The organism is Mucilaginibacter sp. A5337 (assembly GCF_059690695.1).
The window spans coordinates 19,864-39,768 of the sequence record NZ_JCAWEC010000016.1 but is presented as its reverse complement, the minus strand read 5'-3'; the positions used below and the strand labels follow the sequence as shown (position 1 = coordinate 39,768).

The 19,905-nt window shown below is 43.5% G+C and carries 11 protein-coding genes and 1 tRNA gene; 7 read left to right on the top strand and 5 right to left on the bottom strand.

Translation table 11 applies throughout. The annotated features are described in order from the left end of the window. Positions 1-21 precede the first annotated feature (21 nt). Complete coding sequence (locus AC59JO_RS29050; RefSeq protein ID WP_413670968.1) at positions 22-3,333, top strand: SusC/RagA family TonB-linked outer membrane protein; 3,312 nt, start codon at positions 22-24, stop codon at positions 3,331-3,333. An 18-nt stretch (positions 3,334-3,351) separates the two neighbouring features. After that, complete coding sequence (locus AC59JO_RS29045) at positions 3,352-4,920, top strand: SusD/RagB family nutrient-binding outer membrane lipoprotein (protein WP_497309861.1); 1,569 nt, start codon at positions 3,352-3,354, stop codon at positions 4,918-4,920. 89 nt (positions 4,921-5,009) lie between these two features. On the opposite strand, the gene AC59JO_RS29040 is transcribed toward AC59JO_RS29045, so the two are convergent. The 4 genes from AC59JO_RS29040 to AC59JO_RS29025 form a co-directional block, all read right to left on the bottom strand. Then, complete coding sequence (locus AC59JO_RS29040; RefSeq protein WP_497309859.1) at positions 5,010-5,927, bottom strand: PorP/SprF family type IX secretion system membrane protein; 918 nt, start codon at positions 5,925-5,927, stop codon at positions 5,010-5,012. Positions 5,928-5,955: 28 nt separating this feature from the next. Beyond that, positions 5,956-8,340, bottom strand: a complete 2,385-nt coding sequence (locus AC59JO_RS29035) for a T9SS type B sorting domain-containing protein (protein ID WP_497309857.1) — start codon at positions 8,338-8,340, stop codon at positions 5,956-5,958. Between the two features lie 62 nt (positions 8,341-8,402). After that, a complete protein-coding gene (locus AC59JO_RS29030) occupies positions 8,403-13,241 on the bottom strand; it encodes a putative Ig domain-containing protein (protein WP_497309855.1) in 4,839 nt (1,612 codons plus the stop codon). A 339-nt stretch (positions 13,242-13,580) separates the two neighbouring features. Continuing rightward, positions 13,581-13,668 (bottom strand) — tRNA-Ser (locus AC59JO_RS29025). Positions 13,669-13,929: 261 nt separating this feature from the next. On the opposite strand from AC59JO_RS29025, the gene AC59JO_RS29020 reads away from it, so the two are divergent. The 3 genes from AC59JO_RS29020 to cdaA all read left to right on the top strand — a co-directional run bounded on the left by AC59JO_RS29020 (position 13,930) and on the right by cdaA (position 16,344). Further along, complete coding sequence (locus AC59JO_RS29020) at positions 13,930-14,901, top strand: polyprenyl synthetase family protein (protein ID WP_413671100.1); 972 nt, start codon at positions 13,930-13,932, stop codon at positions 14,899-14,901. A 77-nt stretch (positions 14,902-14,978) separates the two neighbouring features. Then, on the top strand, positions 14,979-15,449 hold the full coding sequence (locus AC59JO_RS29015; protein WP_413671101.1) for a group II truncated hemoglobin: 471 nt from the start codon (positions 14,979-14,981) through the stop codon (positions 15,447-15,449). A 103-nt stretch (positions 15,450-15,552) separates the two neighbouring features. Further along, positions 15,553-16,344 (top strand): diadenylate cyclase CdaA, encoded by a 792-nt coding sequence (cdaA, locus tag AC59JO_RS29010; RefSeq protein WP_112575059.1) that lies wholly within the window; start codon positions 15,553-15,555, stop codon positions 16,342-16,344. 530 nt (positions 16,345-16,874) lie between these two features. Here cdaA and AC59JO_RS29005 read toward each other — a convergent pair. Further along, positions 16,875-17,261: a hypothetical protein gene (locus AC59JO_RS29005; RefSeq protein WP_413671102.1), complete on the bottom strand. Its 387-nt coding sequence runs from the start codon at positions 17,259-17,261 to the stop codon at positions 16,875-16,877. A 151-nt stretch (positions 17,262-17,412) separates the two neighbouring features. On the opposite strand from AC59JO_RS29005, the gene frr reads away from it, so the two are divergent. After that, positions 17,413-17,976 (top strand): ribosome recycling factor, encoded by a 564-nt coding sequence (gene frr, locus AC59JO_RS29000; protein WP_090530830.1) that lies wholly within the window; start codon positions 17,413-17,415, stop codon positions 17,974-17,976. A 73-nt stretch (positions 17,977-18,049) separates the two neighbouring features. Beyond that, a complete protein-coding gene (locus AC59JO_RS28995) occupies positions 18,050-19,810 on the top strand; it encodes an ABC transporter ATP-binding protein (protein ID WP_413671104.1) in 1,761 nt (586 codons plus the stop codon). The last annotated feature ends 95 nt before the right edge of the window (positions 19,811-19,905 follow it).

Genomic DNA, 19,905 nt, shown 5'->3' with positions numbered 1-19,905 from the left:
TAACTCAATTAATCAATTTTCATGCAACAATTTTATCTAAACTTGAAAAGGTGGGTGGTCCTGCTACTGCCCCTTTTTATCTCGGCAAATTTATTTGCCCAAACAAATGTTACAGGAGTGGTGCGCGATGATACAGGGCCATTACCTGGCGTAACTGTAACGGTAGTGGGTACCACAAATGGTACGCAAACCAACGCAAACGGTGCTTACAGCATTAAAGTTGCTAAAGGCACGGTACTTAAATTTTCATCTGTAGGCTACACCCCCAAAGAAGTTACTGTTGGCGATAATTCCGTGATCAACGTAACGCTGGCCGCAGGTAAAGGCGAGTTAAACGAAGTTGTAGTTACCTCATTCGGTATCAAGCGCCAGGAAAAAGCCCTGGGTTATGCCACTACTACCATTACGGCAAAACAGTTAACCGAGGCAGGTAATACCAACTTTGCTTCGGCATTGTACGGTAAAGCTCCTGGTGTTAAAATTACTACTGCTCCGGGTGGTTCAAGCAGTGCTGTAAACGTGCAGATCCGTGGTATCAACTCACTTAACTACAACACTCAACCGCTGTACGTTGTGGATGGTGTTATTATCCGTAACAACAGTGAGGCGGGTGCCGGTGGTTCAAATAACGACGGTTACTGGTCTGATCAGCGCATCAGGGGTAATGGCATTCTTGATATCAACCCACAGGATATCGAAAGCCTTACCGTATTGAAAGGTGCGAGTGCAACAGCGCTTTACGGATCTGACGCTATGAGCGGCGCTATCGTGATCACCACCAAAAAAGGTTCAAAATCAAGGGGCCTTGGTGTTGATTTCAACTATGTAGGTACTGCAGAGCAAGTAGCGTTTACTCCAAATTTTCAAAACGTTTATGGCCCGGGTTATGATCGTGCTACCAACCTTGCAGGTGGTTTTACCGAAGATGGCTGGTTAGCTGATGCTAATTCACCGTCAGGTTACAGGCCACGTTTTAGCTCATATGCACAATTTGGCCCTAAAATGGAAGGTCAGAAGATCAGATGGTGGGATGGTGAGATCAGGGATTATACTCCGCAGCCAAATAACTACAAAGATCTGTTTCAAACAGGCTATAGCTCAAACGCCAACATCGCTATATCAAACCAAACTGATAAGGTTAACTACCGTTTATCGGCAACCCGTTTGGATTATACCGGTATTCAGCGCGGTCAAAAGCAGCAAAAAAACTCATTTAACTTAAATACTACAGTTAAATTGAGTGACAAAATAAGCACAGACATCGTTGCGAGTTATGTAAATACTTTAACTCATAACCGTCCGTACCAGTTAGGTCGTGTTTTAGCCAACTTTGGTGGCTTCTTAAACCGTTCGGAAAAAGCGGATGTATTGCTGGATAACTACCAAACATCTGAAGGTTATAAATACGTAACGCTTGCTAATGCTGCCAGAAACCCAGCTGAAGCTTTCAAATACAATATGAGCGGTGCCGATATTATGGACTTTTTCTGGACGCAGTTAAAGAACAGCGAAGATGAAAACGAAAATCGTTTGATCACCAGTGCTACTTTAAACTGGGACGTACTTAAAAATGTAAAGTTCCGCGGACGTATCGGCAGTGATTACACCGGCCGTAATACCGAGTCACAACAATACAATGAATATCCTACCGCATTTAACGGTTCATCAAGCACTGGTTATTATGGTGTTACCAAAGGGCAGTATTCTGTTACTTACGGTGACTTATTGTTAACCTATTCGCCAAAATTGACCAAAGACCTGAGCCTGTCTGTTAGCGGTGGTTACACTTCACGCAGCGAAACTTACCGCGATCAATCTTCTGGTACTAATGGTGGTTTGGTTACCGAAAACTTCTTTTCTATCTCTAACTCATACGGTGTGCCAAATACAAGCGCAACCCGCGGTTACCTGAAAAGCCAGGCCTTTTTCGGAATCATGAACTTTAATTACAAAAATTACCTGTTTTTAGAAGGTACTGCACGTAACGAGTCGGCTTCAACACTTCCAACACAAAACAATACCTATTTTTATCCATCGGTAAACGCGGGCTTCATATTTACAGATGCGTTTAAAATGCCTGAGTTTATCAGCTACGGAAAATTAAGGGCGTCATACGGCGTGGTTGGTAACAAAGCTCCAAGATATGTTCCTAACGTATTGTACAACCAGTCATCATTACAAACACAAAATGGTTCAGTAACTCAACTTACTTTTGATGCTACTTATGGTAACCTGCAGTTAAAACCAGAGATGAAATACGAGCAGGAATATGGCTTGGAGGCCCGTTTCCTGAAAGACCGCTTAGGTTTGGATTTCACTTACTACAACAACCAGGTTAAAAATGTAATTATGGCGCTTAACGTTGCGCCAACAACAGGTGCTTCAAGCTTATTAGCTAATGCTGCAACGTTACACAGCGATGGTTTGGAAGTTGGTTTCAGCGGTAAACCGATAACCGGTAAATTTAACTGGGATGTGCGTTTAAACTTTGCTGTTAACCATTCTAAAGTAAACAACCTTGCGCCAGGTTTTGACAGGCTTACCTTCTACACCGGTGATCAATCTGCATTATTAGTTGTTGCCCAGCCAAACCAACCTATAGGTAATATATTGGTTTACCCGATCGCTAAAGACGCTAATGGCAACAAGATTGTAAACAGCGATGGTTTATACACTATTGATAAATCAAAGTATGTGAACGTAGGTAATATACAGCCTAAAATTGTAGGTGGTATTGCCAACACTTTCAACTACAAAGGTTTCTCTCTTGATGTATTGGTTGATTATCGTTTCGGCGGTAAAATGGTGTCAAACCCATTGAAATATGGTACTGCTGCAGGTATGTACGAAAGTACTTTACAGTATCGTGATGCTGCCCACGGTGGTTTAGCTTATTACATTGATGGCAATGGTGGCAAACATTTGGGTACTGCTCCAAACGGAGGCAAAACCTATAATGACGGTGTTATACTTCCGGGTGTAAATGAAAACGGAGAGAAAAACACTACGATTGTTGACGCAGCTTCATACTATCTGAATACTTATGACTGGGGCGAAAACTCTGTAAACGAAAACGCAGTATTTAAAAACAACTACGTGAAATTGCGTGAAGTTGTGCTGGGCTACAGGTTGCCTGCAAGCGTAAACAAAGCGCTGCACCTGAACAACCTAAGGTTCTCTTTAGTAGGAAGAAACTTATTGTATGTGTACCGCACACTTAAGAACCTTGATCCTGAAGCGCCAATTGGCGACAAATGGTACAGGCAAGGTGTTGATGAAGGTTCATCACCTGCTACCAGGAGTTTTGGATTCTCATTAAACGCGAATTTTTAATAGCACAAGTCATTAATTATGAAAAAGAATTTTAAAAATATAGGATATGCGTTGCTGCTTGCTTTATCATTGGGAAGCTGCAAAAAAAGCATCGACGAAAAATTTAACAACCCGGAAAAAACAGCCGTGGTAACTATCCCGTACATGTTTACCGGTATGTTAAATAATACCAGGGTAAGGGCCGAGTACTGGCATTACAGAACATTTGTATTAACTGCCACAGCTGATTTTTCACAAACATGTTTCCTGCCTAATACCAATACCGTATATCAGCCTAATGATGGATACATGGGCAATCGCTGGGAAGATTTTTATCATCCAAATGGTTCCGCTAATGGTGTAATGGCTTTATACCGTACCATGGAAGTTACCTACAACCAGATGTCGGCTACGGATAAGGCAACTAATGATGTGATCATGAACGCTGCCCGTGTGGTTTTATATGATCAGGCATCAGAAATGGTTGACTGCTGGGGCGATATTCCGTTTAGCGAGGCGGGTAGCCTTGAAACAACTGCTGCAGTAAAAAATCCAAAATTTGATGACCAGATAGCACTGTACAAAAGCTTCATCTCAGGTTTGGATGCTGCTTCAACATATTTTAAAACAGCTACTTTATCTGGCCAGTCAAGCAAAGCATTTACACAACAGGATATCTTGTTAGGTGGTAGTGTTGATAAATGGAGAAGGTATGCTAACTCTATCCGTTTGCGTATGCTGATGCGTATGTCTTTTTATGACGAAGCGGGTTCAAAAGCTGAGGTTGCCAAAATGCTGGCCGATCCAACATCATATCCATTGATTGACGGCGGCAACGTTGCAGCTTACAGTCCGGCAGCTACCGACGTTTTATTAACGCCGTTAACTACTTATACCGGGTCATTACAAAACGCGCTTACCGAAGGTGGCAGTAACTATGCACCAGATTACCTGTTAAATACAGTATTATTACCGGCTAATGATCCAAGGATCCCTGTATTGTACGACAAAAACGGTAACAAAACATACAAGGCAATGCCGGTAACTTTCACAAGCGAGCAGGCCTCAACTGAAGCTGCAAAATATTCGGTAGTTGATTCAACCACTTTCTTAACCAATAACAAACTTCCGGGTATTGTAATAACTGCGCCTGAGGTTAACTTCCTGAAAGCTGAGGCTTTTGAGCGTTGGGGCGGCGGTGATGCTAAAGCTGCATACGAAACTGCGGTTAGTCAGTCTGTTTACTATTATTTTTATCTGAATAGTTTAGGTACTGGCGATAAACCAACTTTGAATGCTGCTGATATTGCGACTTTGTTGAGCTCGGCTTCAGTAGCTTATACCGGTACGCAAACCGAGAAGCTGGTGAAAATATGGACACAGAAATGGGCGCATTTCGGCTTTATGCAAGGTACACAGGCATGGAGCGAATACAGGCGTACTAAATACCCTGTATTGAATTTCCCAAGCACCGGTAAACTGGCTAACTATACTACGCCGCCAACCCGCTTAGTATATCCGAGTATCGAAACTGGCTTTAACAGTCATTATAGTGATGTAAAAGCAAAAGATACACGTACAACAAAGATATTCTGGGATGTAAAATGAGATACCAGATAATAGTTGATTGAGAAAGCTGCCCACGTTTGTGGGCGGCTTTTTTTATATGGGGCAGTTAATCAAATTATCAATCTTTGCTATAACCGGTTTGAGGCTGAAGTTTTTCCAAAGCGATAGCTTAATGTTACTTCATGAGTGGCCAAATTAAATCTGCCAAGATTTTGAGAGGAGGTACCGAATTCATAACTGTATCCAATATGAAATTGGTCGAAATTAACAGTCATTATTCCGGCAGCTTGTTTATTTGTCCGATAATTAACGCCGAGCCCAAACTCGTTTTTTAGATAAAATGTGCCGGAAATATCCGCAGTAGTAGGTAGCCCATTGGTGATAGAGATCAATGTGGCGGGCTTAAATTGCACATCTTCGCTAATTGGGGTTATTAAACCGCCCGAAATGTAATAATGGTTTTTGAATGGGATCCTGGACTTATCCGTAGACGATCCCGAAGCCCTTATAGCAATTTGAGGGACGGAGATACCTGCATAATACCAATCACTAAAATACATAACGCCTACTCCTACTGTTGGATCGGTTTGCCTTACATCGTTGGCAAACTGCGGGTCAGCTGAATCCAATGACGAATAATTGGCAGAATAATTCATAAATCCGGCATTCAGGGATACAGCCAGAAATTGGTTTTTCCCTACTTGTACAGCTTTCGCAAAATAGCCGGTTACGTTTGTTTGACGTTCGATCGTAAATTTATCATTGTATACTATCAAACCGGCTGATGCATTGATGGAAGGCACGGGAATGCCGGCATCAAATAAAAACGTTGTTGGTGCACCGTCTATACCCACCCATTGTTTGCGCACCAGGGTGTTTACAGACCCAACATTATTCACGAGCGAATATGCGGAATTGAATGGCCGCTGATTGTCCATATACTGTGTATACACAATTGGCTGTTGCTGCCCGGCAGCCTTTATAACCGAAATTATAAGACATGCAGTAGTTATCATACAGGCTCTAAAAGCTCTTTTTGGAATCATGGTAGTGTATGTGATAAGTTTTATAAGCTTAGTATTTTAATATAAAGTACCCTGTTTTTCTTTTCTTTTCGCCTTTGTCGGTATACTCTACCAAATAGAAATATGATCCGGCCTGTTGAAGTGAACCTGAATTGGAGTGGCCGTCAAAAACGCGGGTACTATTATCGTAGTTTTTGACATGGAATATATTATTCCCATTGCGGTCAACTATGGTAACGGAATTATCGGGGTAATTCTTTATACCTTCAATATACAGCTGTTCATTGATGCCATCGCCATTAGGTGATAAAGCCTGATGAACAACTATATCATCACCCAAGTCATCAGTTACAGTCACTACCCGTGTTACGGCTGCAGCTGCTAAGTAATTGGCATCTCCGGGCTGCGATATTGTTATTGTTGCTGTGCCAATGGCAAGTGCCTTTAATGTTTGCCCGTTTACAGAAGCAATTGTAGCGTCGGAAGTGGTAATCGTCACAGGCAACCCGGAACTTGCGGTAAACACACTCAAATCAAACTGTCCGCCTTTTGTTAAGACAGTTATCACCGGCCCATTAATAGTTTGATTTGCCTTGTTAACTGTTAATGATCGGGCTACAGGTATGGCAGCATTGTAATTACTGTTGCTGTCAACACTTGCTGTTATTGTACTGGTACCTGCACCGGTTAGGTGTATCTTACCGTTTACTATGGTAGCCACTGCCGGGTTACTGCTTGTATATGCAAGTGCAGCCCCGCTGGTAACGGTTGCACCAGGAGCAAAGTCAGCTGTGCCGTAATCCACATTCGCCAATGCATTAAAGGTTATTGTTTGATCTGCCTTTGCCCTGTTCACCACTATGGTATAGGTTTGTGCCAATCCTCCATCAGCTGATGATACCGCTACTTTGATCGTATTTGCATTTGTATGCAATGGAATAGCAGCGGAAGCAGAGCCGGATGTAACAGCTGCACCATTTACCTTTATAATGGCAGAAGCATCTGTAGCTGTCGGCGTTACCTGTATACTTGAAACCGCGTTGGTTACATTCGCTGTATAATTCAAGGCATTGCTTGCAAAGGTTGGTGTTAATGTGCCTGCACTCAATGTTAAGTTACTAAGCGAATGATCGTCGACTGCAATATTCACTATAGTCGAGGTCTTTCCGGCTTCATTATATGCAGTTATAGTATAAGGGGTCAGCGCACTTGTTGTGGTTGGTGTGCCGCTTATTATACCCGTAGTATTGTCAAAGGTTAAACCGGGCGGCAAAACAGGGCTGATGCTGTAAGAGCAAAGCTGAAATTTGACTATTCTGCCCGGTGTTTGGTTCTGAGCCGCATATATATTTCCGGCGCTATCAAGTGCAAGACCATATCCCGACGTAAAATCAGTGACAAGGGTCTTGGCCGGATGTCCGTTAGCGGGTATCATATATATGGCTCCGCCGGTATTAGTAGTGTAAACATTTCCTGTCACATCCACCGCAACGCCGGTTACCTGGCTCAAATCTAAATTATAGCCCAACCACGCCCCTTCAAGCGCCTTGCCGGGGCCAAACAGTAAAACAGCACGGGCACCGGGATCAGAGGCATAATAAGTTACATCTGCCCTAACAACAGCAAGACCTGTGGGATGTATGAGCGGTATAATACCACCATTGTGGGGAGTAGTCAGCGTATAATACCCATTCGCCGCATCCAATACACTGACATCGTTCGTCTTTATTGCGACGGCTACTGGACTTGTAAATGAACCGTATTTTACAGGGGCACCTCCACCAGCAGGGATTTTAGCTACTTGAGCGTCATTTGGCTCCGCTACAAAAATATTTCCGCTCGCATCAACAGCTAATCCGCTCGCGTTATTTATTGCAGGGCTTATTGATACGGGCGCACCTCCGCCGGCCGGTATTTTCATTACAGGGGCATTACCGGTGCTGCCAAAATATACATTACCGGTATTATCTACAGCCACACCTGCGGGGGCATTTAGCCCGGACGCCAGCACAACAGGGAAATAGCCCGATTTGGTTACGCCACTACTTGTGGGCGATAATGGCGAAATAGATGTATTCACTGTATAATATTGAGAGCCGCCGCTGTAGCTTATTACCGGTAATGGAATCTGATCCACAGTGATGTTAATGGTAGTTGAGGCGCTTCCTGTAGAATTATATGCGGTAACAGTATAAATGGTTGACGGGCTGCTTACAAGTGGAGTCCCGCTTATCGCACCAGTATTGCTATTAAAACTTAGCCCGGAAGGTAACATCGGGCTGATAAAATAGTTGCCTGTCGGTTGTAATTCCTTAATCAGGTTATTGCCTCCATCTGCAACAAACAGGTTCCCCTTACTATCAACCGCAATACCTGTGGGGCTGTTGTATCCTGCAGCCACGAGAGTGCTCGTGCCGCCTTCGGCCGGGATCATTCGTACAGTATTATTACTATTATATGTAGCGTAAATGTTGCCGCAAGAGTCAACCGCTATTCCTACTCCCCCCCGATGAACTCATTGCCAATTTTTTCAGGAATACCACCTGAGGCTGGTATTTTAAATATGCCGCTGTCACCTGAGTCATTAAAATAAACATTGTCATTGCCGTCGACAGCTATCCCGGTCAACAGCGTATAATAGGTACCTGAACCGAATATATTCACGCTAATCTTCAGCGCCGGGCCGCCGCCGGCAGGTATACGCCTGACAGATTGAGAACCTTGATCAGTATAATAAATATTTCCTATGGCGTCAACCGCAATGCCATAGGGCTTACCGACATTATTAATCGCTACAATGCTTCCGTCAGAGGCTAAGATCTTTTTTATAGCGCCATTTCCCCAATCGGCCACGTATAGGTTGCCCGCTGCATCAAGTGCCACGCCCGTTGGCTTGTTAAATCCCGAACCTAAAACAATAGGTGCGCCGCCGCCCGCTGGTATTTTTTTTACTAAATTGTTAGCATAATCGGCAACGTAAATGTTGCCTGCTTTATCAACAGTTACTCCCGTAGGGTTGTTAAATCCAGAGCCTTTGATTACCGGAGCCGAATAAGACCTTGCAACTACGCCGGTACTGGTCGGTGTAAGCGGGGTAATAGCCGCATTGACTGTATAATGCTGAGAACCGCCGGTGTAACTTATCGTTGGTAAGGGAACCGGCGCTACGCTGATGTTGATGGTAGCAGTTCCTCCGCCTGTAGGGTTGTAGGCAGTGACAGTATAATTGGTTGATGGGCTGGCAGCGAGCGGCGTTCCGCTTATTGTGCCTGTGTAGCTATCAAAGCTTAGGCCGGCAGGCAGCATGGGGCTGATAAAGTAATTGCCTGTCGGTTGCAATTCCTTGATTGCATTATTACCCGCGTCGGCCACAAACAGATTTCCCGCGGCATCAACCGCTAAACCAGCCGGGTTGTTATACCCTGAACCTATCTGGACACTATTACCGCCGTTGGCCGGAAACATGCGTACAGTATTATCAGACCCAAAGGAAATATAAACATTTCCGGAAGCATCAACTGCTAATCCGGCCGCTTTTGCTATGGGGGGTGAAATAATCTTAACACGAGACCCATTGCCATTGGCCGGTATTTTGTATACCGCGTTACCATCCGCGTCATTAAAATAAACATTGCCATTTCCATCAACGGCTATACCGGTGAGTATATGATAGTAAAAATTATTATCGGTAATGCCGGTACTTATTATTATAGGCGCGCTGCTGCCGGCCAGGATCTCCTTAACAGTTTTTGAGGTTTGTTCGGTAAAAAAAATATTCCCTGCTGCGTCAACTGCAACACCGTAGGGGGTGCCAAGATTGTTGAACGCTACAATACTGCCATCTGAGGCCAGGATCTTTTTTATCGCCCCGTTTCCCTGGTCGGCCACATATACGTTACCCGATGCGTCAACAGCAACACCGGTGGGGCTGTTAAAGCCTGAACCTATGTTGACCGGCGCGCCACCGCCAACAGGTATTTTTTTCACTAAACTGTTCGCATAATCGGCTACGTAAATATTGCCTGCGTTATCAACAGCTACGCCCATCGGATTGCTAAATCCTGAACCCTTGTTCGCCGCAGCCGAATATGATTGCGCACCTACCCCGTTACTGGTTGGTGTTAGTGGGGTAATGGCCGAGTTAGCTGTGTAATGCTGAGCACCTCCACTATAGCTTATTGTTGGCACAGCAGCCGGAACTACGGTGATATTGACCGTAGTTGAGGCACCACCCGCAACATTATATGCAGTAACGGTATAATTGGTTGAGGCCCTGGCTACGAGCGGAGTTCCGCTTATAGTACCCGTATTACTATCGAAACTTAACCCCGAAGGCAGCATGGGGCTGATAAAATAATTGCCTGTTGGCTGTACTTTCTTAACAGCATTGTTGCCGCCATCGGCCACAAATACCTTCCCTGCAACATCTAACGCTAACCCTGCGGGATTATTATATCCTGCACCTACCTGAATGTTGTCGCCACCATTGGCAGGGTATACCCGTACGCTATTGTCGGCCGTTGAGGACACGTAGACGTTACCGGAGCCATCAACTGCCAACCCAACCTCCTGAATTATTGGCTGCAGGTTTACCTTAACGGCGGTACCACCACCGGCAGGTATTTTATATACAGCCTGGCTATCCGAGTCGCTAAAATAAACGTTGCCGTTGTCATCCACAGTTATTCCGGTTAGCCCATTGTAACTTGCGCTAAATGTTTGGGGGGAACTGCCACCAGCAGGTATTTTCCTGACCGTCAGATTTGCCTGGTCAGTATAATAAATGTTTCCTGCCGCATCTGCCGCAACGCCGTACGGCGAGCCAATGCCATTGAACGCTACAATGCTTCCGTCAGAGGCTAAGATCTTTTTTATCGCGTTGTTTCCCCTGTCGGCCACGTATATGTTACCCGAAGCATCAACAGCTACACCTGTAGGTTTATTAAAGCCCGAACCTATAACAACAGTTGCACCACCGCCTGCAGGAATCTTTTTCAGCAAACTGTTCATATAATCGGCCACGTAAATATTGCCCGAAGCGTCAACGGCTACACCTGTAGGATCATTAAATCCTGAACTTTTTGTAACCGGGGTTGAATATGAGGCTGTAGCTACTCCTTTGCTTGTCGGCACCAGCGGCGTAATGGGCAAATTGGCCATATATTGCTGAGGGCCACCATTATATGTTAAAAGCGATATAGGAGCAGTAGCCACCGTGATATTAACAGTAGTTGAAGCTCCTCCGGCAGCGTTGTATGCGGTAACTGTAAAGTTGGTTGAAGGACTGTCGGCAAGTGGCGTTCCGCTTATAGTGCCTGTCGCGCTATCAAAAATCAGCCCCGGCGGTAACGTTGGATTGATAAAATAGCCTCCTATTGCTTGTGATTCCTTGATTGCACTATTACCCTGGTCGGCTACAAATACATTTTGATTTGCATCTATCGCTAACCCCGCCGGAATGCTGTATCCCGAACCAACCAGGACACTGCCGCCGCCATTGGCAGGATACATTCGTACGCTATTGTCATAGGTAGAGGAGGCATAGATGTTCCCGGAGGCATCTGCAGCTAATCCTACCAATCGACTTATTGGCTGCGAGTTAATCTTAACAGGCGCGCCCCCACCTGCAGGTATTTTATATATTGACAGCCCGCTTACATCGCAAAAATAAACATTGCCACTTCCATCAACGGCTATTCCTGTTACCGAGTTGGAAATTGAAGTGAGTGTAATGGGGGCATTGCTAAGGGCAGGTATCTCCTTAACCGAGTGGGTACCCTGATCTGTATAATAAATATTTCCTGTTGCATCTACAGCAATGCCATAGGGTAAGCCAAGATTTTTATACGTTATAATACTGCCATCAGATGCCAATATTTTTTTTATTGAGCTGCTTCCCCTGTCAGCCACGTAAACATTTCCTGATGGATCAACGGCTACGCCAGTAGGGGCGCTAAACGTACCCAGAGCAACCGGCGTTCCACCACCCGCAGGTATTTTTTTTACCGGACCGCTCAAATCTGTTACGTAAATATTTCCGGCATTATCTATAGCCAAACCTGTAGGCTTATTAATCACCGAACTCTTGATGACCGGTACAGAGTATAAGGCTGCAGCTACTCCTGTGCTTGTCGGCGTAAGCGGGGTAATGGCTGAACCGGCCGTGTAGTGCTGGGCACCACCACTGTAACTTATTGCAGGTAGGGAAGGTAAGCTTATAGTGATGTTGATTGTAGCCGACGTGCTTCCTGTTGCGTTATATGCAATAACTGTATAATTGGTTGGCGGACTGGCTGCAAGCGGTGTACCACTTATTTTGCCTGCGCTGTTATCGAAAATTAGCCCTGAAGGTAACGCGGGGTTAATATAGTAATTTCCCGTTATGTGTAACTCATTAATTGAGCCACTCCCATCGGCCACATACAAATTTCCCCAGGTATCAAATGCTAAACCTGACGGGGAGTTGATGCCAGAATTATTTATCAAAACACTACTACCGCCGCCGTTGAAAGGGTACATTTTAATCGTACTGGAAAAAAAGTACGAAGCATAAACGTTGCCGGAAGCATCAACTTGTAATCCTGTACCCCCTGAATCTGTTGTGGCAAATTTGACCGGCACATTGCCTCCGCCAGTCATTTTATATATCGCTTGATTAATTGCATCATTAAAGTACACGTTACCATTTTTGTCAACTGCTATCCGGGCTATCCCTTCAAAAATTGCGGAGGTCAGTACTGTTGGTGTACTGCCGCCAGCAGGTATTCTTTTAACAGTTCCTGATGCTTGATCAGTGTAATAAATATTTTCTTCTGCATCTACTGCAATGCCCAATGGTGAGCCAACATTATTGATTGTTACAATACTACCATTTGAGGCTAAGATCTTTTTTATCGCATTGTTTCCCTGGTCTGCTACATACACATTCCCCGATACGGCGACAACTACCCCTGTAGGCTTATTAAAGCCGGAGCCAACACTAACAGGTGCACTACCATCGGCAGGTATTTTCTTTACTGAATTGCTTCCAACATCAGCTACATAAATGTTCCCGGCATTATCGACTGCCACATCATAAGGATTGGCAAAACCTGAACCTTTAACAATCGGTGCGGAATAAGATAATGCGGCCACTCCGCTGCTTGTGGGTATCACCGGGGTAATGGCCATACCAGCTGTGTAACTTTTCGGTGTGCTGTAACTTAGGGTTGGCGCTTGTGCCGATAAGCCATCGGGCGCCCACACCATCAAAAATAAAATGCACACAACAAAAATAATGGGATTGGATGCCAGTGGCAGCTTAATCGCATGTAAAGGAAATTTCCTATTTTTCATGAAAGGTTCGGAATTAGTGATAAACGAGACGTAAAGGTTCGTAAAGACCTTACTAAGATACCAAAAACTTATAAACGTCATCGATTATGCAAGAATATTGTTGCATATGCTTTCATTTATTCTGTTCCGCGTATGTAAATGAAATAGTCAATGATAGTTTTGATAATGAGGATAGATTTTCTGGTGATATGACCTGTATGCTTTTCAGATAGATGATATTCATTTCGGAGCTGGGCCGAGATTGGTAAAAAGAAGGATAGGGATTTAGAACATTCAGAAATCTCGACGGTTGACTTTGGGCGCTTGATTTAACCGATTTTTGACTTTTGGTACAATCAGCGGAGAGGGAGGGATTCGAACCCTCGATACCCTTTTGGAGTATACACACTTTCCAGGCGTGCTCTTTCGACCACTCAGACACCTCTCCGTGTAAATGTGGAGTGCAAAGGTAAAATATTTGCCCTTACAATCAATAAAAAAGCGAAGCCCGTTTAAACCGGGCCCCGCTTTCACAAAAACTTAACTCTACTTACAAAAATTGCACTCGCATTGGTATGACTATTATGATATGCTTTGGTTTAATTTGAGTAAAAAATAGTAGGCTGTAATGCAGATACATAATTTTAGCTTATGTTTGCTCCGCACTGTCACAAGGCGGTGGTTAACATAAAATACTGTTTTGGTTGCAATGCTGAGCATCAACGACATTAAAAAACCTATTGCTGCTGATATTGATGCGTTTGAGGAGAAATTCAGGAACTCGATGAAGAGTTCTGTTCCGCTGCTTGACCGCATTACACATTATATTGTAAAGCGTAAAGGCAAGCAGATCCGCCCTATGTTCGTGTTCTTTTCGGCCAGTATTTGCGGGGGCATCAATGAGGCAACGCACCGTGGGGCTGCATTAGTTGAACTGTTGCATACGGCATCACTTGTGCATGATGATGTGGTTGACAACTCCTATCAGCGCCGCGGCTTTTTCTCTATCAATGCTTTATGGAAAAACAAGATAGCCGTTTTGGTAGGAGATTACCTGCTTTCAAAAGGCTTACTGCTTTCTATCGATAATAATGATTTCCAACTGTTGCGTATCGTATCCGACGCTGTTAAGCAAATGAGCGAAGGTGAACTTATGCAGATTGAAAAGGTGCGCCGTATGGATATTGGCGAACCGGTTTATTATGATGTAATCAGGCAGAAAACAGCATCGCTTATCGCATCATGCTGCGCCTGTGGGGCTGCATCTGCCGGAGCCAGCGATGAGATTATCGAAAAAATGCGCCTCTTTGGCGAGAAGATTGGCATAGCTTTCCAGATTAAGGATGATATGTTTGACTTTGGTACTGATGATGTGGGGAAACCATTAGGAATCGATATCAAGGAGAAAAAAGTTACTTTGCCGCTTATTTATGCGCTGGCCAATTGCAGCAGTTCAGAAAAAAAGAGGGTGATCAACCTGGTGAAGAACCATAATGAAGACCCTAAAAAAATAGCCGAGATCATCAAATTCGTAAAGGATACCGGCGGCCTTCAATATGCCGAAACGCAAATGAAGCGTTTCCAGGATGAGGCTTTCGAAATCCTGAATACTTTTCCTGACAGTGATTCGCACCGCGGGTTGGAGCAACTGGTAAAGTTCACTACCGAGCGAAACAAATAATTAATTTATGGCTTTTGTAAATTACTGACTTTTTAAAGATGTACTGTTTATCTTTATCATAACCGGTATTTACAATTATGACAACAACAGTCCCTACGTTGTTTGAGTGGGCGGGTGGTACACCTGCTTTTGAACAGCTTTTCAATCAATTTTATGATAAGGTTTTGGCCGATGAACTGCTGGAGCCCGTATTTAAGCATATGTCGCCTCAGCATCGGATGCATGTGGCTCATTTTGTAAGCGAAGTTTTTGGCGGACCTAAAACTTACAGCGAAACCGAAGGCAGCCACTATGCCATGATCAATAAACATTTGCAAAAGCATTTAACAGAAGCGCACCGCAAACGCTGGATTGAACTGTTGCTGCAAACTGCGGATGAGCTATCGCTGCCAGATGATCCTGAGTTTCGTTCGGCTTTTATGGCTTACCTGGAATGGGGTACTCGGATAGCGGTATTAAATTCTCAAACGGATAATACAACAGAAAGCCCGGATACGCCGATGCCGCAATGGGGCTGGGGCGTGCCAGGAGGCCCTTACAATCCCTGAAAAGATAAACACGGGTATGTAAAATGGTTATTGCTGTTAACAGGTTGATCATATTTACCCGCTTTCCGGCGTTTATGTTCGGGTAAACTTATTAACTTCGTAAATGCAGTCCTTACAATCTCTCTTTCCCAAAATAGGTTTCTTCTCTATCCTTGATGTATTGCTGGTGGCATTGATTATTTACCAGTTGTACAACCTCATCAGGGGGACTATTGCGGCCAATATCTTTATCGGTTTTGCGGTGATCTTTGCCCTAAACTTTGTAGTGAAGGCATTGGATATGAAGCTGCTTACCATTATCCTGGGTAAGTTTGTTGATGTGGGGATCATTGCCATTATCGTAGTGTTTCAGCAGGAGGTGAGGCGGTTTTTATTATTGGTAGGCAAGAATGCTTCACTACAGCGTAATAAAGCCTGGTGGCAGTATTTCTTCGGAAAATCCGAAGTTGAGAAAAACAACTATGCCCGAATCAAGCCCATTATTGATGCCTGCAAAAGCCTAAAGCAAACCCGTACCGGGGCGCTTATCGTTTTTGCCAAGTATTATGATGAGCAGTTTTACCAAAACAGCTGTGAGGTTGTGGAGGCTAAAATTTCAAAACGCTTGCTGGAAAGTATCTTTCAAAAAACCAGTCCGCTGCATGATGGGGCGGTGGTAATTTCGGAGAATAAAATTAAATCGGCCAGTTGTATTTTGCCGCTTACCGAAAAAACAGACCTGCCGGCACAGTTTGGTTTGCGTCACAGGGCAGGTATAGGTGTAACAGAGGCTAATGAGGCAACTGCCATCATCGTATCTGAAGAAACCGGCGAGATTTCATACGCTAAGCAGGGCCGGGTTAAAATGAATATCAGCTTTGCGGAGCTGGAGAAGGTTTTGAATAAGGATTTTTGAAGCTGAAGAAAGTCCAACATCTCAAGTGGCGCAAGTCTTGTGTGGAGGATAGTGCTGGGCCGACTTGTGACGCTGCAATTAATGTACCGTCAATCAACTATATATGAAACCTGTAAGGTCTTATTGTTTAAGGATCTGGTTTACCTCTTTCTTAATTGCTCCTGTTATTATATTGGTAGCGCAGTTGCCATTTGGCGGTGAGGGCAATTTTTTTTCTGAACCTCTGTGGTCAATGCTGCAATTAATGTCATATATGCTTTATATGGTATTCTTCGGATTGTTGCTATCTGTGCCTGGCTTTATATTGTTTTATTTAATAACAAGCTTGCTTAGTAAGATCATCTTAAACAGAAACTTAGTGAAGCTAACATTATCTGTGATTGGTATAGCACTTTTTGTACTTTTATTTTTCTTATTGTTCCATACACGGTCATTTTTAAACAAAAGGGGCTTTATTGCTTATTCAGCATATCCACTTCTCTTTTTGTCTGGAATATGGTTTTATAAGTTGAATGCGGACAAAAGCATTATCACGGAGTAACTTTATCTTTCTTCACCTTAACGCTATCCGGATTAACTACGTCTATTCTTTTAATCAGCATATGATATTTCATTCCCGGCTCATCTGTTTTAACAACGGGCATATTATCACTCGGGTAAGTTTTAACTACCGGCATACGGCTGTAAACAGGTTCATCGGCGATAAGCTCTCGGGTATTTAACAAGGTGTTATTATTTAGGAGCCCGTTTTTCGGAAGTATCGGAATCAACTTCGATAGATTAGTATCTGCCTTTAATGGTTTCAGGTTAAAAAGCTTATCGACAGGATTATTATTGTTAGGCACTTTATTAAGCGTTTGTGCTTTAAGCTGACCTGCACAGGCTATCAGAATAACAAAAAATAAAGTTTTTTTCATGGCGATAATATTTTATACTAATATACCTATCATTCAATAATATTTAAATGTTAAATAATGTTATTAAATGTTAAATGCTTTTGAATTGTACCCAAATACCAAAGCTGTAAAATCATAGATTTTGTTACTTTTGTTGAAAATTTAAAAACCGATGAGCGAACTCATTAAAAAACAAGTGAACGATGCAAAGGCTTTGATGGAAAAGGCCATTGACCATGCAGATAGCGAATTAAATAAAATACGTGCAGGTAAGGCGAGCCCTTCATTACTTGACGATATCAGGGTTGATTACTATGGCACCCCAACACCATTAAGCCAGATAGGCAGTGTTAACACCCCTGATGCCCGTACCATTGTTGTTCAGCCATGGGAAAAATCATTGTTAAACCCTATCGAAAAAGCTATTAAAGAAGCTAACTTAGGTGTTAACCCACAAAACGACGGTATCATTATCCGTATCAATGTACCACCACTTACCGAAGAGCGTCGTCGTGACCTGGTTAAGAAAGCTAAAGCAGAAGCTGAAACCGGTAAGGTAGCTGTTCGGAACATCCGTAAAGATGCCAACGAAAAGATCAAGAAACTAAAATCAGAAGGTGTTTCTGAGGATGAAATAAAAACAGGTGAGGCTGAAGTTCAAAAACTTACCGACGCTTACATCGCTAAAGTTGATCAGCTTTCAGAGGCTAAAGAAAAAGATATCATGACGGTTTAATATTAACCTTATGTCAAATTAAAAGGGAATGAGCTACTTAGCCATTCCCTTTTTTTATGTTTGTTGCCGAAACATGAATGTATTAATCTCTTACTTAAAAAAACACCGCTGGATTGTGGTATTTGCACTGTTCCTGGCGGCAATGAATATAGGCTTTTCATTGTTGGACCCATGGATAACCGGTCGTATAGTTGACCGCGTTATTGAACAGCGCACCTCCCTTCACTATGACGAATATTTAAACAAAGTATTATTGCTTGTAGGGGCAGCTATTGGTGTTGCCATGGTATCGCGGATAGCCAAAAACTTCCAGGATTATTTTACCAATATCATTACCCAAAAGGTTGGCGCCGAAATGTATGCCGATGGCTTAAAGCACTCGCTTGAGCTGCCGTACCAGGTATTTGAAGATCAGCGCAGCGGCGAAACCCTGGGCATATTACAAAAGGTACGGCTGGATTGCGAAAAGTTTATTACCTCTTTTATCGGGATCCTGTTTGTATCGTTAATCGGGATGGTATTTGTAATTGTTTACTCTATCAATGTGAGTTATAAGGTTACGCTTGTTTATTTTGCTGCAATACCCGTTATTGCCTTTGTAAGTATGGCCATGAGCCGGAGGATCAAGAAAATCCAGAAAACAATCGTAGCCGAAACAACTGCTCTTGCAGGTTCAACTACCGAGTCGTTAAGAAATATCGAACTGGTAAAAAGCCTGGGTTTGGCAAAGCAGGAAATAGCAAGGTTAAATAATACAACCTACAAAATCCTCGACCTGGAACTGAAAAAAGTGAAGTACGTGCGCAGCATGAGCTTTGTACAGGGAACCACGGTAAATTTCGTGCGCAGCGTAATGGTTGTGGTACTGTTAATGCTCATCTTTAAGAGTACTATTTCGCCGGGCCAGTACTTTAGCTTTTTGTTTTATTCCTTCTTTTTATTTAACCCTTTGCAGGAGTTGGGCAACGTGATCCTTTCATGGCGCGAGGCCGAGGTTTCTCTTGGTAACTTCAACAGGATATTGAGCATCCCTATTGATAAAAAACCTGAAAAGCCGGTGCTGCTTGAAAAAGTAGATAAACTGACCTTTAACGATGTTAGTTTTAAACACCTAACGGCTAACCGTAACGCGCTTAATCATATCAGCTTCGAAACTAATTCGGGTGAAACGATAGCGTTTGTAGGGCCGTCGGGTTCGGGTAAAACAACGCTGGTGAAATTACTGGTAGGTTTGTATCAGCCTTTACAGGGGGATATTTTATACAATGGTACGGTAAGCAATGATATCGATCTTGATCAGTTGCGTGAGAAGATTGGTTTTGTAACCCAGGATACACAACTGTTTTCCGGTACTATCCGCGAGAACCTGCAATTTGTGCGTCCCAATGCTACCGATGAGGAATGTATGGATGTACTGCAACGTGCCGCCTGCCAAACCCTGCTTGCCCGCGCTGATAAAGGTTTAAGTACTGTAATTGGCGAAGGTGGTGTAAAAGTTTCGGGTGGTGAAAAACAGCGTCTTTCCATAGCGCGAGCGTTACTGCGCCAACCGGATATCCTGGTATTTGACGAAGCTACCTCATCACTTGATTCTATCACCGAAGAGGAGATCACAGAAACCATCCGTAATGTATCCGAAAAAGAAAATCATATCACTATCCTGATCGCTCACCGATTATCAACTATTATGCATGCCGACAGTATTTATGTACTGGAGAAAGGCCGCATTATTGAAGGCGGTAAACATGCCGATCTGATTGCTCAAAAAGGTTTGTACTACGCTATGTGGAGGCAACAGATAGGAGAGAAGGATACAGCAGATGCGTTGGATTGAAATCCCCATTTTATAAAGAAGGGGCTGTAGCATAATCGTGATACAGCCCCTTCTTATTTTGACTTATTCGGATACTTAAGTGATAGGTAGTTTTG

Excerpts from the sequence above, each read along its gene's own strand:
- AC59JO_RS29035 (WP_497309857.1), bottom strand. The coding sequence starts at position 8,340 with ATGATCCCGGCCGAAGGCGGCACGAGCACTCTCGTGGCTGCAGGATAC.
- AC59JO_RS28995 (WP_413671104.1), top strand. The coding sequence starts at position 18,050 with ATGAATGTATTAATCTCTTACTTAAAAAAACACCGCTGGATTGTGGTA.
- frr (WP_090530830.1), top strand. The coding sequence starts at position 17,413 with ATGAGCGAACTCATTAAAAAACAAGTGAACGATGCAAAGGCTTTGATG.
- AC59JO_RS29005 (WP_413671102.1), bottom strand. The coding sequence starts at position 17,261 with ATGAAAAAAACTTTATTTTTTGTTATTCTGATAGCCTGTGCAGGTCAG.
- AC59JO_RS29015 (WP_413671101.1), top strand. The coding sequence starts at position 14,979 with ATGACAACAACAGTCCCTACGTTGTTTGAGTGGGCGGGTGGTACACCT.
- AC59JO_RS29040 (WP_497309859.1), bottom strand. The coding sequence starts at position 5,927 with ATGATTCCAAAAAGAGCTTTTAGAGCCTGTATGATAACTACTGCATGT.
- cdaA (WP_112575059.1), top strand. The coding sequence starts at position 15,553 with ATGCAGTCCTTACAATCTCTCTTTCCCAAAATAGGTTTCTTCTCTATC.
- AC59JO_RS29050 (WP_413670968.1), top strand. The coding sequence starts at position 22 with ATGCAACAATTTTATCTAAACTTGAAAAGGTGGGTGGTCCTGCTACTG.
- AC59JO_RS29045 (WP_497309861.1), top strand. The coding sequence starts at position 3,352 with ATGAAAAAGAATTTTAAAAATATAGGATATGCGTTGCTGCTTGCTTTA.
- AC59JO_RS29030 (WP_497309855.1), bottom strand. The coding sequence starts at position 13,241 with ATGAAAAATAGGAAATTTCCTTTACATGCGATTAAGCTGCCACTGGCA.
- AC59JO_RS29020 (WP_413671100.1), top strand. The coding sequence starts at position 13,930 with ATGCTGAGCATCAACGACATTAAAAAACCTATTGCTGCTGATATTGAT.